This window comes from Rhizobium aethiopicum (genome assembly GCF_900094625.1).
GTDB lineage: Bacteria > Pseudomonadota > Alphaproteobacteria > Rhizobiales > Rhizobiaceae > Rhizobium > Rhizobium aethiopicum.
Map to the genome: position 1 here is coordinate 355,248 of NZ_FMAJ01000002.1, position 14,732 is coordinate 369,979.

The following is a 14,732-nucleotide window of genomic DNA, read 5'->3' on the forward strand; positions in this document are numbered from 1 at the left end:
AATGAATACCGACGCCGATTCGCGAGGGGTGAGCCGGCTTCAAGAGAGAAAAGTGCATCGGATGAAATTGCGAGACCTGGCCGGAGATAAGTTTCCGGAACTTGAAGCACAGCTCGAAGGCCCGGCAGGCTTGCTTGACATTTCAGGCCTGTCTTCGGATAGCCGCAAGGTGACGCCGGGCACTGCCTTCGTCGCGGTCGCCGGAACCAAGGCTGATGGCGCGGGCTTTATTGCGGATGCCGCGGATCGAGGCGCCGCCGTCGCGATTGCCTCTGAGGCCGTCGAGGCATCTATCCCCGTGCTTGCGGTCAAGGAGCCACGCCGCTTCCTTTCCATCGCCGCGTCGCGTTTTTACGGCAAGCAGCCGGAGACAATGGTCGCCGTCACCGGCACGGCGGGCAAGACTTCCGTCGCCTCTTTCGTCAGGCAGATCTGGGCGTATGCCGGCCACGCCGCCGCGATGATCGGTACAACAGGTGTCGTTTCGCCGAGGCGCAACGAATATGGTGCGCTGACGACGCCGGACCCTGTGTCGCTGCACAAGCTCCTCTCCGAGCTCGCCGACGAAGGCGTTACGCATGCGTCGATGGAGGCTTCCAGCCACGGTCTCGACCAGTGCCGGCTCGACGGCGTCCAACTTGCCGCCGCCGCCTTCACCAATCTCGGCCGCGACCACATGGATTATCATCCCACCGTGGAGGACTATATGGCCGCCAAGATGCGGCTGTTCGATGCGCTGCTGCCGAAAGGGTCGCCGGCCGTTATTTTTGCCGACGACCCCTGGTCGGCGCAGGCGATCAAGGCGGCGGCCGATGCCGGTCATGATGTTCGCACCGTCGGGCGCAAGGGCGACTATCTCACGCTGAAGCGCGTCGAGCATTTCCGCCACAAGCAGACAGCGGAGATCCATATCGGCGACGAGATTTTCGAGGTGGATATTCCGCTGGCCGGCGATTTCCAGGTCGCCAACGCGCTGGTCGCCGCAGGGCTTGCCATGTCGACCGGTGTTGCGCCGAAGGTCGCGATGGCCGCGCTCGAGAAACTCGTCGGCGCGTCCGGCCGTCTCGAACTGGTCGGCCATACCAGGGACGGCGCGCTCGCCTATGTCGATTATGCCCATAAGCCGGACGCGCTGGAAAACGTGCTAAGCTCGGTCAGGCCGTTTACGACAGGCCGCGTCGTCGTCGTTTTCGGCTGCGGTGGCGATCGCGACCGCGGCAAGCGGCCGATCATGGGCGAAATCGCCTGCCGCCTTGCTGACGTCGTCATCGTCACCGACGACAATCCGCGTTCGGAGGAGCCGGCCTCTATCCGGGCAGAGATCATGGCGGCAGCAGGCTGCGCCTCCGAGATCGGCGATCGCGCCGCGGCGATTCGCGAGGCGGTGGCCATGCTGAAATCAGGCGATACGCTGATCGTCGCCGGCAAGGGACATGAGGAAGGGCAGACGATCGGGAGCGTCACGCTGCCGTTCTCCGATCACGCGGAGGTGCGCAAGGCCTTGGAGGAACCGAAATCTTGAGCTGGCTCTGGACGACCGAAGACATGATCGCAGCGATGGCGGGGCGCCCCTTCGGCACTCTGCCTGAAGGCATCACCGGCATTTCCATCGACAGCCGCTCGATCAGCCCGGGCGAGGCCTTCTTCGCGATCAAGGGCGACCGCGTCGACGGTCACGACTATGCCTCGATGGCGATGGCGAACGGGGCCTCGCTGCTCGTCGTCAGCGAAGCGAGGCTTCCGGCGATGGGCCGTCTGACGGTGCCGATGATCGTCGTAGAAGACGTGCTCGCAGCACTCGGCCGCCTGGGGCAGGCGTCCCGCGCGCGCTCGCGGGCAAAGATCGTCGCCGTCACCGGTTCGGTCGGCAAGACGACGACAAAGGAAATGTTGCGGCACGTGCTGTCGCCGTCGGGCAAGGTGCATGCCTCCGTTGCTTCCTTCAACAATCATTGGGGCGTGCCACTGACGCTGGCGCGCATGCCTGACGATACGGATTACGGCGTCTTCGAAGTGGGCATGAACCATCCGGGCGAGATCCGGCCGCTGGTGGCGATGATCCGGCCCCATGTGGCGGTCATTACGACGATCGCGCCGGCGCATCTCGGCAATTTCAAGAATATCAAGGAGATCGCTGCCGCCAAAGCGGAGGTCTTCGAAGGGCTTGAGCCCGGCGGCCATGTCGTGCTCAACCGTGACAATGACCAGTTCAACTTCCTCGACCGCACGGCGCAGTCGCTCGGCATCGAGCATATTCATTCCTTTGGTCAGCATGCCAAAGCCGAGTTCCGGCTGGCGGAATTCAACGGCGCGGACGAGAATTCCACACTGTGGCTAACGATCGGCGGCGACACGCTGGAGGTCGCGATCGGTGCGCCCGGCCGTCATATCGCCGAGAACGCACTGGCCGCGCTCGGGGTCGTGAGGATTGTCGGCGCCGACATAGAGAAGGCGATTGCGGCGCTTGCGACGCTGAAGCCGGAAAAGGGCAGGGGCAAACGCCACCGGCTTTCGATCGGCAGCGGCAGCTTCACGCTGATCGACGAGAGCTACAATGCCAATCCCGCCTCGATGCGCGCGGCGATCGCGCTGCTGGCAGCGGCCGAGCCGACCGGCCGCGGGCGCCGCATTGCCGTGCTCGGCGACATGCTCGAGATGGGCGAATATTCGCAGAAGGTTCACACCGACCTCGCCGGGCCGCTGCTTGCGGCCGGCATCGAACATGTCTGGCTCGCGGGCGCAGATATGGCCGCGCTCAGGGAATCACTGCCGGAAAGCGTCCATGTCGAATACCGCGAGAAGACCAGCGAATTGACGGACTACGTATTGAACTCGGTCGTTCCAGGCGATGTGTTGATGGTGAAATCGTCTCTGGGCATTGGTTTCGGCAAGATCGTCGCCGCGCTTCTTGACAAGTTCCCGGCATTTTCCGACACGCAACGCGAACTTTGACCGGGTAACAAGGGGCCCTGAATGCTGATCTGGCTTGTCGAACTGTCGGAATATTTCAAGTTTCTGAACCTGTTCAGATATATTACCTTCCGCACGGGCGCCGCTCTTTTCACCTCCGCACTGATCGTGTTCCTGTTCGGGCCGACGATCATCAATTCGCTGCGCATCCGCCAAGGCAAGGGTCAGCCGATCCGCGCCGACGGGCCGCAGACGCATTTCAAGAAGGCCGGCACGCCGACCATGGGCGGGCTGATGATCCTGGCCGGCATCGTCGGCGCGTCGCTGCTCTGGGCCGATCTTTCCAATGTCTATGTCGTCGCCACGCTGCTGGTAACGCTGGGCTTCGGCGCAATCGGCTTCTATGACGATTATCTCAAGGTGACCAAGCAGAGCCACAAGGGCTTCTCCGGCAAGGCCCGCCTCGGCATCGAGTTTGTCATCGCCGGCATCGCCGTCTACTTTATGATGCGCACAGCCCTTGCCTCGGGGACTGCCGGCTCGACCTTCGGCTCCTCGATCGCATTTCCATTCTTCAAGGACTTCCTGATCAATCTCGGCATCATGTTCGTCGTCTTCGGCGGCTTCGTCATCGTCGGCGCCGGCAATGCCGTAAACCTGACCGACGGGCTCGACGGGCTCGCCATCGTGCCTGTCATGATCGCCGCCGCCTCCTTCGGCGTCATTGCCTATCTCGCCGGCAACGTGGTGTTTGCGAACTACCTGCAGATCAACTTCGTGCCCGGCACCGGTGAGCTTGCCGTCGTGCTCGGCGCCGTCATCGGCGCCGGTCTCGGCTTCCTCTGGTTCAATGCGCCGCCGGCGGCCATCTTCATGGGCGATACCGGCTCGCTTGCCCTCGGCGGCACCATCGGGACCGTCGCCGTCGCCACCAAGCACGAGATCGTCATGGCGATCGTGGGCGGCCTGTTCGTCATGGAGACGCTCTCGGTGATCATCCAGGTCGGATTCTTCAAGATGACCGGCCGGCGCGTGTTCCTGATGGCGCCGATCCATCATCACTTCGAGAAGAAGGGCTGGACCGAGAGCCAGGTAGTGATCCGCTTCTGGATCATCGCGGTCGGCCTTGCCCTGCTCGGCCTTTCGACGCTGAAGCTCCGGTGAGGCGGCGATGATCCCGGTCACGACGCTCAAGGACAAGAAGGTTGCACTCTTCGGTCTCGGTGGCTCCGGTTTTGCCACCGCCCGCGCGCTGATTGCGGGCGGCGCAGAGGTGACCGCCTGGGACGACAATCCGGACAGCGTCGCCAAGGCTTCGGCGGAAGGCATCCGGACGGAAGACCTGCACAGCATTGACTGGAGCCAGCAGGCGCTGTTCGTGCTGTCGCCCGGCGTGCCACTCACCCATCCGAAGCCGCACTGGACCGTCGATCTCGCACATGCGGCCGGCGTCGATATCGTCGGCGACGTCGAACTCTTCGTGCGCGAGCGCCGCGCCCATGCGCCGGATTGTCCGTTCATCGCCATAACGGGTACCAACGGCAAATCTACGACGACGGCGCTGATCGCCCACATCCTGAAATCTGCTGGCTACGACACGCAGCTCGGCGGCAATATCGGCACGGCCGTGCTGACGCTCGACCCGCCGAAGGCGGGACGTTATTTCGTCGTCGAATGCTCTTCCTATCAGATAGACCTGGCGCCGACGCTGAACCCTTCGGCCGGCATCCTGCTCAACCTGACACCCGATCATCTCGACCGCCACGGCACGATCCAGCATTATGCCGATGTCAAAGAACGACTGGTTGCGGGCAGCGATGTCGCAGTCGTCGGCGTCGACGACAGCCATTCCGCGCTGATCGCCGACCGCGTCGAGCGGGCAGGCGTGAAGGTGGTCCGCATCTCGCGCCGGAGCGTGGTGGCATCAGGCATTTATGCCGAGGGCAGCAAGCTCATTCAGGCCGCCGCTGGCGCCATACTGCCTTTCGCCGACCTCGACGGCATCCAGACGCTGCGCGGCAGCCACAATGCGCAGAACGCCGCCGCGGCGATCGCCGCCTGCCTTGCCGTCGGCGTGTCCGCCGACGACATTCGTTCGGGCCTTGCCTCATTTCCCGGCCTAAAGCACCGCATGCAGCCCGTGGGCAAACGAGGTCGCGTCGTCTTCGTCAACGATTCCAAGGCGACGAACGCCGATGCAGCGGCGCCGGCGCTTTCGAGCTATGATCGCATCTACTGGATCGCCGGCGGCCTGCCGAAGGCCGGCGGCATCACGACGCTGGCTCCCTATTTCCCGCGCATCGCCAAGGCCTATCTGATCGGCGAGGCCGCGGCGGAATTCGCAGCCACTCTCGGCGAGGCCGTGCCTTACGAGATCTCGGGGTCGCTGGAGCGGGCGGTCGCGCATGCGGCGGCCGATGCGGAGCTGGACGAGAGCAGCGCTGCTGCGGTGATGTTATCCCCGGCTTGCGCAAGCTTCGACCAGTATAAGAACTTCGAAGTCAGGGGCGATGCCTTTGTCAGCCACGTGGCGGCGCTTGACGGAATGACGATGCTGATCGGGCCGGCAACAGGAGAGAAATGACATGGTAAGCCGCGCGGAACGTGGGCCTCTGGCCGATTGGTTCTGGACCATCGACCGCTTCTTCCTCGCGATGTTCATCTTTCTGATGGGCATCGGCTTCATGCTGTCCTTCGCGGCATCTCCCGCGGTTGCCGAGCGCATCGGGCTGGAGCCTTTCCACTTCGTCAAGCGCCATGCGGCCTTCATGATCCCGTCGATCGCCGTGATGCTCGGGCTGTCGTTCCTGACGCCGCGCCAGGTGCGGCGGACTGCAATCCTGCTCTTGATCATCTCGCTCGCGATGATGGTACTGGTTCTTTTCGTCGGCCAGGAGGTCAAGGGCGGCAGGCGCTGGATCTGGCTCGCCGGCCTTTCCATCCAGCCGTCGGAATTCATGAAGCCAGCCTTCGTCGTCGTCTGCGCCTGGCTGTTCGCCGAACATGCGCGCCAGCCCGAGATTCCCGGCAATCTCTTCGCTATCATCCTGTTCGGCATCGTCGCTGCGCTTCTCGTCGCGCAGCCCGATCTCGGCCAGACCATTCTGACGACGGCCGTCTGGGGCGGAATGTTCTTCATGGCCGGCATGCCCTGGATCTGGATCGTGCTGCTCGGCATCGGCGGCGCGGGCGGCCTGCTCAGCGCCTATTATGTCTTTCCGCACGTCGCCGGCCGAATAGACAAGTTCATGACCGGCGAGGGCGACACGTTCCAGATCGACACCGCGCGCGAGGCGATCATCCGCGGCAGCTGGTTCGGCCAGGGACCTGGCGAGGGGATCGTCAAGCGCATCATTCCGGATGCCCACACCGATTTCATCTTCTCGGTCGCGGCCGAGGAATTCGGCATCGTCTTCTGCATCGCGCTCGTTGCGCTGTTTACCGTGCTGGTGCTGCGCGGCCTGTCGCATGCCTATCGCGAGCGGAACGATTTCAACCGCTTCGCGGTTGCCGGCCTGGTGCTGCAACTGGGCATCCAGTCGATCATCAATATCGGTGTGAATCTCGAGCTGCTGCCGGCAAAGGGCATGACGCTGCCGCTTATTTCCTACGGCGGTTCTTCCATGGTGGCAATCTGCGTCACCGCCGGCTTCATCCTGGCGCTGACGCGCCATCGGCCTGAAAAACGTGCGCAGGATCGGAGCCTCTTCCGCGTCCCGCACGGCATGCCGGCGGAGTAAAGGACTATGAGCAAAGGCATCGTTCTGCTCGCCGCCGGGGGAACCGGCGGCCATGTGTTCCCGGCGGAGGCGCTGGCCTTCAAGCTGAAGGAGCGCGGCTATTCGGTGCATCTGGTGACGGACAGCCGCGCGGAGCGTTATGCCGGCAAGTTCCCGGCCGAGGATATCCATGTCGTGCCGTCGGCGACGATCGGCTCGAAGAACCCCGTCGCCGTCGCCCGTTCGCTGTGGACGCTGTGGAGCGGCATGCGGGCGGCAAAGAGGCTGATCCAGCGGCTGAAGCCGGTCATCGTCGTCGGCTTCGGCGGTTATCCCACCGTGCCGCCGCTGCTGGCCGCCACCCGGCTCGGTGTGCCGGCGATGATCCACGAGCAGAATGCCGTGATGGGCCGCGCCAACAAAGCACTCGCAACGCGCGTGCAGGGCATTGCCGGCGGTTTCCTGCCGGAGGGCGGCGCTGCCTTCCCCGAAAAGACCGTGACGACGGGCAATCCCGTTCGCCCGGCGATCATTGCCGCGGCCGAGGTGCCCTATACGCCGTCGCATCCCGGCGAGGCCTTCAATCTTGTCGTCTTCGGCGGCAGCCAGGGCGCGCAATATTTTTCCAAGGCGCTGCCGACGGCGATCAGCCTGCTCGACGATGCGCTTCGCCTGCGCCTGCGCATCACCCAGCAGGTGCGGCCGGAGGACATGGAGATGGTCAGCGGCTGCGTTGCCAAGCTGGAGATGGGCGCCGATATCGCGCCCTTCTTCACCGACATGGCGGAGCGGTTGGCGAAAGCGCACCTGGTGATCTGCCGCTCCGGCGCATCAACGGTTTCGGAAATCTCCGTGATCGGGCGCCCGGCCGTGCTGGTCCCTTATCCGCATGCGCTCGACCACGATCAGGCGGCCAACGCCGCTGCGCTTGCCGCGACCGGCGGAGCGAAGGTGATCGCGCAGGCGGAGCTTTCGCCTGAACGGATCGCCTCGATCCTGAGCCACGTGATGAACGACCCGGAAAAGCTTGCCGGCATGGCGGCTGCGGCCAAGCTCGCGGGAAAACCCGATGCCGCGAACTTGCTTGCCGACATGGTTGAGGCTATTGCCGCCGGACGGACAATAGCGGAATTCAAGAGGACACGCGCATGAAACTGCCGAAGGCGATCGGTCTCGTCCATTTCATCGGCATTGGCGGCATCGGCATGAGCGGCATTGCCGAAGTGCTGCACAATCTCGGCCATAAGGTGCAGGGATCGGATCAGTCGGACAGCGCCAACGTCCAGCGGCTGCGTGACAAGGGCATCGAGGTCTCCGTCGGCCACCGGGCCGAAAACCTGGGCGAGGCCGAAGTCGTCGTCGTTTCGACAGCGATCAAGAAGAGCAATCCCGAGCTCATCGCCGCGCGCGAAAAGCTGCTGCCGGTGGTGCGCCGCGCCGAAATGCTCGCCGAGCTGATGCGTTTCCGCAATGCGATCGCCATCGGTGGCACGCACGGCAAGACGACGACGACCTCGCTGGTTGCGACCTTGCTCGAAGCCGGCGGGCTCGACCCGACCGTCATCAACGGCGGCATCATCAACGCCTACGGCACCAATGCCCGTATGGGCGAGGGCGAGTGGATGGTGGTCGAGGCCGACGAATCCGACGGCACCTTCCTGAAGCTCCCGGCCGATGTCGCCGTCATCACCAATATCGATCCCGAGCATCTCGATCATTACGGCAGTTTCGACGCCGTGCGCGCCGCCTTCCGCCAGTTCGTCGAGAATGTGCCGTTTTACGGGTTCGGCGTCATGTGCCTCGACCATCCCGAGGTGCAGTCGCTGGTCGGCCGCATCGAGGACCGCAAGATCATCACCTACGGCGAAAACCCGCAGGCCGACGTACGCTTCAAGAATGTCCGCATCGATGGCACGCGCTCGATTTTCGACGTCGAGATCCGCCGCCGCCGCACCGGCCAGGTGATCGAGCTCAAGGGGCTCGTCATGCCGATGCCGGGGCGCCACAATATTTCCAATGCGACGGCAGCGATCGCCGTCGCCAACCGGCTCGGCATATCGAGCGCCGATATCGCCAAGGGACTGGCCTCCTTCGGCGGCGTCAAGCGCCGCTTCACGCTGACCGGCGAATGGAACGGGGTGCAGATCTTCGACGATTACGGTCACCATCCGGTCGAAATCAAGGCAGTGCTGCGCGCCGCCCGCGAAGCCTGCAGAGGGCGCATCATTGCCGTCCATCAGCCGCATCGTTACACGCGACTGGCAAGCCTGTTCGAGGAATTCGCTGCCTGCTTCAACGATGCCGACAGCATCTTTCTCGCCCCAGTCTATGCGGCCGGCGAGGATGCGATCGAAGGTATCGACTCGATGTCGCTCGTCTCGCGCATCAAATCCGGCGGCCATCGCGACGCCCGCTTCCTCGCTTCTGCGGAGCTTCTGCCGGAAATGGTTGCGGAGGTTGCAAAGCCTGGCGATTTCGTGGTTCTGTTGGGGGCTGGGAGTATCACATCCTGGGCAGCAGCACTGCCCAAGCAACTGGAAGGCCTATCGGGAAAGTCCGCATGAAACAGGTGAATGGGGAAAAGCTTCTCGCGTCTCTGGGAGACGGTGTAAAGGATATCCGCGGCCGTATCACGCCGGATGCCCCCATGGATCGCGTTACCTGGTTCAGGGCCGGCGGCCTCGCCGAGCTGATGTTCCAGCCGCATGACGTCGATGACCTCATCGCCTTCCTGAAGATATTGCCGGAAGAGGTGCCGCTGACGGTGGTTGGCGTCGGCTCCAACATCCTGGTGCGCGACGGCGGCATTCCGGGCGTCGTGCTGCGCCTCTCGGCCAAGGGCTTCGGCTTCGTCGAGCTTGCCGGCGAAAACCGCATCCTTGCCGGCGCAATCTGCCCCGACAAACACGTCGCGGCGATGGCGATGGACAATGGCATCGGCGGCTTCCATTTTTATTACGGCATCCCCGGTGGCATCGGCGGCGCGGCGCGCATGAATGCCGGGGCGAACGGCGTGGAGACGCGTGAGCGGCTGATCGAGGTCAACGCCGTCGACCGCAAGGGCAACAAGCACGTGCTCTCCAATGCCGAGATGGGCTATTCCTACCGGCATTCCGCGGCATCCGCCGACCTGATCTTCACCTCGGTGCTGTTTGAGGGCTATCCCGAGGATCGCACCCAGATCCGCGCCGAAATGGATGCGGTGCGCAATCACCGCGAGACGGTGCAGCCGGTGCGCGAGAAGACCGGCGGCTCGACCTTCAAGAATCCGCCGGGCCATTCGGCCTGGAAGCTGATCGACGAGGCAGGCTGCCGCGGTTTGGTGATCGGCGGCGCGCAGATGTCGTCGCTTCACTGCAACTTCATGATCAATATGGGGCAGGCGACCGGCTACGATCTCGAATATCTCGGCGAGCAGGTGCGCCGCGAGGTCTTCGAGAAAGAAGGCATCAAGCTCGAATGGGAAATCAAACGCCTCGGTGTCTTCATGCCCGGCCGCGAAGTGCGACCGTTCCAGGGCGTGACGAGCGAATAGGGGCTAGTTGACTGCCAATTTCAGGCCTTCGCGCGGCGTGACGACGGGCGACCAGCCGAGAAGGTCGCGCGCCCGGGATATGTCGACCTGCAGCGAACCGCAAAGGCGCTGATAGACGGCTTCCTTGCCGGCCGCCCTCGCCGCCATCAGCAGCAGCGCGGGCGGGAAGGGGACCAGCATCGGCGTGACGCCAAGCCCCGCGGCAATTCCCCTGATGAGCTCGGGCGTCGAGAGGTCTTCACCATCTCCGGCAAGGAAAGTCTCGCCTGCGGCGGCGGGATGGACCATACAGGCGATGATCAGATCGACGAGATTTTGCACGGCCACCAATGTGCGGCGGTTCTTCAGCGAAGCGAAGGGGAGCGGCAATTTCCTGCCGACAAGATTGACGAGCAGGGCGAAGTTGCCGCGTGCGCCGGGGCCATAGACCAGCGGCGGGCGGATGATGACGATTTCCATGCCGTGGTGCGCCGCGATTTCACGCAGGCCGATTTCGCATTCCAGCTTTGAAATGCCGTAGGGATCGATCGGCTTCGGCGTGTCGTCGTGGCGGAACGGCCGATCGTTCTCTTCCCCGTTGACCTTGATGGTGCTGACGAAGACGAACCTCCTCACGCCCGAGCGAGCCGCCTGTTCGGCGAGATTGAGCGTGGCGGCGGTATTGACTCGGCGGAATTCCGCCAGCGGATCGGCCGCGCGGTCGTTCATGATGTGAACGCGGGCGGCGAGGTGGACGATGACGTTTACGCCTTCAAGAGACGCCGCCCAGTCGGTCTTCTCGGTTATTGCAATCGGCAAATGCCTGACATCCGGCGGAAAGGCAGAGGTCTGGGATCTCGTGGTGACCACGAGGTCGAAAACCTTCTCTGCCTGCAGCCGTTTGACGAACGGACTACCGACGAAGCCGGCAGCGCCGGTGACGAGGCATCGCATGATCTTCTCCCTGCTCACCATGGGGCCTTGGCTAACCGTAAGTGATATCGGCATCAATTAAAAAGCGCTGACGGCCGACTGCTACGGCTCTTTGCATTAATAAAATCAAGGCGCCTGCCGCCGCCTCACTGTTGCCGGTATCCGGCTGAGAGATAACACCCGGTTGCATTGGCTGATTCCATCGCGGGTGAGCGCGGTTGGCTATACCATTGAACGGATAAGATTTTTTGCCTCCGCTCAGGTGCTTTGCCGGACGGCTAGGGAATGGTCGCAAGATGAGCAAAAGTTAAAAGGCTGCGAAGTTCCTGGCCAGGAGTTAACGAAAGTAAACACTTCATTAACCATAATGATGCTCTAATGCATGCGAGGTCGGACAAAGGCCTGGAACGGCGCAGACAGCTTCGCGCAAGCGTCGGTTTTCAAAAATGGAAGTTATTTTTGGGGGTGTTGATGAGTCGCAAGCATGTCGCTGTCCTGATGGGCGGATTTTCCTCGGAAAGGCCTGTCAGCCTTTCTTCGGGAAAGGCTTGCGCAGAAGCCCTCGAAGCCGAAGGCTTCAAGGTGACCACGATTGATGTCGGCCGCGATGTCTCGGAGAAGCTTGCCGCATTGAAGCCTGATGTCGTCTTCAACGCGCTTCATGGGCCGTTCGGCGAGGACGGCACCATTCAGGGCATCCTGGAATATCTCGAGATCCCCTATACCCATTCGGGCGTGCTTGCCTCGGCTCTGGCAATGGACAAGGACAAGGCGAAGCGTGTCGCCGCCGCAGCCGGCATTCCGGTTGCCGATTCGCAGGTAATCAACCGCTTCGCCTTTCCCTCTGTGCATCCTATGAACCCGCCTTATGTGGTGAAGCCGGTGCGTGAGGGGTCGAGCTTCGGCGTCGTCATCGTCACGGAAGATCAGGCGCATCCCCCGCAGGTCGTCAGCTCGCCGGAGTGGCGTTACGGCGAGGAGGTGCTGGTCGAGCGCTATGTTTTTGGCCGCGAGCTCACCTGCGGCGTCATGGGCGATGTTGCGCTCGGCGTCACGGAAGTGGTGCCGCAGGGACACAATTTTTATGATTACGATTCCAAGTATGCCGCGGGCGGTTCAAAACACGTCATCCCGGCGAAAATTTCACCGAATATTTACCAAAAAATACAAACATTGGCCCTAAGGGCGCATCAGGCAATCGGTTGCCGCGGCGTCAGTCGGTCCGACTTTCGTTACGACGATCGTTTCTCCGAAGACGGCGAAATCATCTGGCTGGAGGTCAATACCCAGCCCGGCATGACTCCAACCTCGCTCGTGCCCGAAATGGCCGGTCATGCCGGCTATTCCTTTGGTGAGTTTCTCCGGTGGATGGTGGAGGACGCGTCTTGTTTGCGTTGACTGTCAAGAAGATAGGGCGCCCCAGCCATCATGTCGCACTTCCGATTGTGGAAGCCGAAGAGCGTTTCGTGCTGCCGCGTCCGCTGCGCCGCGTCACGCGCTTCCTGATCAGTCTCGGCAGCGGCCGGATCTATATTCCGGCCCATACCGGTACGGTCTCGGCGCTTGCCTTCCTGGCTGCGACCGGCCTCTACGGCATGTCGCTCGGCGGTCACACGGAGATCGTCGCTCAGGCGACGACGACGGCAGCGGGCTTCGCGATCGAGGACGTGAAGGTCTCCGGCAATTCGGAGACCTCCGAGATCGAGATCCTGCAGCTGATCGGCCTCGACGGCACGACCTCACTGGTCGCGCTCGACGTCGATGCCGCTCGCCGCAAGATCGCGCATCTTCCGTGGGTCGAGAGTGTAGAGGTCCGCAAGATCTATCCGAAGACGATCGAGGTGAAGCTCAAGGAACGCCAGGCCTATGCGATCTGGCAGCACGGGCAGGAGCTCTCCCTGATCGAGAAGAACGGCAGCGTCATCGCGCCGTTGCGGGACAACAAGTTTTCGTCGCTGCCGCTCGTCGTCGGCCGCGACGCCGAAACCGCGGCAGCTTCGCTCGATGATGCCTTTTCGAAGTGGCCCGACGTGAAGGCCCGGGTGAGGGCCTATGTCTGGATATCGGGCCGTCGCTGGGATCTGCATATGGATAACGGCGTCATCGTCAAGTTGCCGGAAGACGGCATCGACCAGGCGCTGGCGACGCTTTCGAAGTTCGATAAGGCGCACCAGCTCCTGGAGCGGGATATCGCCGCGGTCGATCTGAGACTGCCTGACCGAACCGCGATCCAGCTGACGCCGGAAGCGGCGGTCCGCCGGCAGGCGGCGGTAACGGAGCGTACGAAGGAATTGAAGAAGACGGGGCAGAATATATGAGCTTGTTCGGTTCATCCCATTTCGGACTGCCGCGCCTGAAGCCGCTCTCATCGAAGCGGTCGCATATCGTTTCGGTGCTCGACATCGGCTCGACCAAGGTCGTCTGCATGATCGGTCGGCTGACGCCGCGCGAGGAAAGCCAGATCCTGCCGGGCCGCACACACAATATCGAGATCATCGGCATCGGCCATCAGCGCTCCCGTGGCATCAAGACCGGCGTCATCGCCGATCTCGACGCGCTGGAAGGTGTTATCCGTCTCGCCGTCGATGCGGCTGAGCGCATGGCCGGGCTGACCGTCGAAAGCCTGATCGTCAACTTGACGGCCGGCCGCCTCGGCAGCGATATCTATACCGCGACGATCGATCTCGGCGGCCAGGAAGTCGAGCTCAACGATCTGAAGAAGGTGCTGTCGGCCGCCTGCCAGCAGTCGCTGCGCCAGGACCGCTCGGTGCTGCATTCGCTGGCAACCGGCTTCTCGCTCGACGGTGAGCGCGGTATCCGGGATCCGCTGGCGATGTACGGCGACGCGCTCGGCGTCGACATGCATGTCGTCACGGCAGAGCGCTCGGCGCTGAAAAACCTCGAGCTCAGCGTCAATCGCGCGCATTTGTCCGTCGAAGGCATCGTCGCGACGCCCTATGCATCCGGTCTTGCCGCTCTCGTCGACGACGAGGTCGAGCTTGGTTGCGCGGCGATCGACATGGGCGGCGGCACGACGACGATCTCGGTCTTCGCCGAGGGCAAGCTCGTTCATACCGATGCGGTCGGCCTCGGCGGCCATCATGTCACCACCGACCTCGCGCGTGGCCTTTCGACCCGTATCGAGGATGCGGAGCGGCTGAAGGTCGTGCATGCCTCCGCGCTTTCGAACTCCTCCGACGAGCGCGAGCTGATTTCGATCCCGCCGATCGGCGAGGACGAACGCGACCAGCCGTCGCAGGTGCCGCGGGCGCTGGTTTCGCGCATCGTCTCGGCGCGAATCGAAGAGACGATGGAGCTCATCCGTGACCGTATCCAGCGCTCCGGCTTCAGCCCCATCGTCGGCAAACGTGTGGTGCTGACCGGCGGAGCGAGCCAATTGACCGGCCTTGCCGAGGTGGCGCGGCGCATTCTTGCCCGCAACGTCCGCATCGGCCGCCCGATGGGCGTTTCGGGGTTGCCGACGGCGGCCAAGGGCCCGGCCTTTTCGACGGCTGTCGGCCTAATGATCTACCCGCAGGTCGCGGACATGGAAACACATGCGTCACAGAGCGGTCTGCTCATGTCGCTTGGGGGAAATAACAGCCGCATAGCCCGCATGGGCCAGTGGCTGAAGGAAAGCTTCTGAAATTTGAGTA

13 protein-coding genes are annotated in these 14,732 nt (G+C 63.0%); 11 read left to right on the forward strand and 2 right to left on the reverse strand.

Annotated elements, in window-relative coordinates; translation table 11 throughout:
* Position 1: 1 nt before the first annotated feature.
* The 8 genes from GA0061105_RS06055 to murB are packed head-to-tail and all read left to right on the forward strand — an operon-like array spanning position 2 to position 10,164.
* Entirely contained in the window at positions 2-1,522 is a 1,521-nt protein-coding gene (locus GA0061105_RS06055; RefSeq protein ID WP_092748734.1) for a UDP-N-acetylmuramoyl-L-alanyl-D-glutamate--2,6-diaminopimelate ligase, read from the forward strand.
* Positions 1,519-2,952, forward strand: a complete 1,434-nt coding sequence (locus tag GA0061105_RS06060; RefSeq protein ID WP_092748736.1) for a UDP-N-acetylmuramoylalanyl-D-glutamyl-2,6-diaminopimelate--D-alanyl-D-alanine ligase — start codon at positions 1,519-1,521, stop codon at positions 2,950-2,952. The genes GA0061105_RS06055 and GA0061105_RS06060 overlap by 4 nt, the downstream gene beginning before the upstream one ends.
* A 21-nt stretch (positions 2,953-2,973) precedes the next feature.
* Positions 2,974-4,074, forward strand: coding sequence for a phospho-N-acetylmuramoyl-pentapeptide-transferase (gene mraY / locus GA0061105_RS06065; RefSeq protein WP_064694696.1), 1,101 nt, complete (start codon positions 2,974-2,976; stop codon positions 4,072-4,074).
* Between the two features lie 7 nt (positions 4,075-4,081).
* The gene (gene murD, locus GA0061105_RS06070) at positions 4,082-5,494 is read left to right on the forward strand and encodes a UDP-N-acetylmuramoyl-L-alanine--D-glutamate ligase (RefSeq protein WP_092748738.1); all 1,413 of its coding nucleotides are present in this window, start codon (positions 4,082-4,084) and stop codon (positions 5,492-5,494) included.
* A gap of 1 nt (position 5,495) precedes the next feature.
* A complete protein-coding gene (gene ftsW / locus GA0061105_RS06075; protein ID WP_064694694.1) occupies positions 5,496-6,650 on the forward strand; it encodes a putative lipid II flippase FtsW in 1,155 nt (384 codons plus the stop codon).
* A gap of 6 nt (positions 6,651-6,656) precedes the next feature.
* A complete protein-coding gene (gene murG, locus GA0061105_RS06080) occupies positions 6,657-7,781 on the forward strand; it encodes an undecaprenyldiphospho-muramoylpentapeptide beta-N-acetylglucosaminyltransferase (RefSeq protein WP_092748740.1) in 1,125 nt (374 codons plus the stop codon).
* The gene (murC, locus tag GA0061105_RS06085; RefSeq protein ID WP_064694692.1) at positions 7,778-9,193 is read left to right on the forward strand and encodes a UDP-N-acetylmuramate--L-alanine ligase; all 1,416 of its coding nucleotides are present in this window, start codon (positions 7,778-7,780) and stop codon (positions 9,191-9,193) included. Before murG ends, murC begins: the two co-directional genes overlap by 4 nt.
* On the forward strand, positions 9,190-10,164 hold the full coding sequence (gene murB, locus GA0061105_RS06090) for a UDP-N-acetylmuramate dehydrogenase (RefSeq protein WP_092748742.1): 975 nt from the start codon (positions 9,190-9,192) through the stop codon (positions 10,162-10,164). The genes murC and murB overlap by 4 nt, the downstream gene beginning before the upstream one ends.
* A gap of 3 nt (positions 10,165-10,167) precedes the next feature.
* Here the strand turns inward: murB and GA0061105_RS06095 are convergent, their stop codons facing one another.
* Positions 10,168-11,097 carry a UDP-glucose 4-epimerase family protein gene (locus GA0061105_RS06095; RefSeq protein ID WP_092748744.1) on the reverse strand — a complete coding sequence of 310 codons (930 nt, stop codon included), beginning with the start codon at positions 11,095-11,097 and terminating at the stop codon, positions 10,168-10,170.
* Between the two features lie 31 nt (positions 11,098-11,128).
* On the reverse strand, positions 11,129-11,266 hold the full coding sequence (locus GA0061105_RS32790; protein WP_167358526.1) for a hypothetical protein: 138 nt from the start codon (positions 11,264-11,266) through the stop codon (positions 11,129-11,131).
* A 281-nt stretch (positions 11,267-11,547) separates the two neighbouring features.
* On the opposite strand from GA0061105_RS32790, the gene GA0061105_RS06100 reads away from it, so the two are divergent.
* The 3 genes from GA0061105_RS06100 to ftsA are packed head-to-tail and all read left to right on the forward strand — an operon-like array spanning position 11,548 to position 14,722.
* Positions 11,548-12,474: a D-alanine--D-alanine ligase gene (locus GA0061105_RS06100; protein ID WP_092748746.1), complete on the forward strand. Its 927-nt coding sequence runs from the start codon at positions 11,548-11,550 to the stop codon at positions 12,472-12,474.
* Complete coding sequence (locus GA0061105_RS06105; RefSeq protein WP_064694687.1) at positions 12,462-13,394, forward strand: cell division protein FtsQ/DivIB; 933 nt, start codon at positions 12,462-12,464, stop codon at positions 13,392-13,394. Before GA0061105_RS06100 ends, GA0061105_RS06105 begins: the two co-directional genes overlap by 13 nt.
* Positions 13,391-14,722 (forward strand): cell division protein FtsA, encoded by a 1,332-nt coding sequence (gene ftsA, locus GA0061105_RS06110; protein ID WP_092748748.1) that lies wholly within the window; start codon positions 13,391-13,393, stop codon positions 14,720-14,722. The genes GA0061105_RS06105 and ftsA overlap by 4 nt, the downstream gene beginning before the upstream one ends.
* The last annotated feature ends 10 nt before the right edge of the window (positions 14,723-14,732 follow it).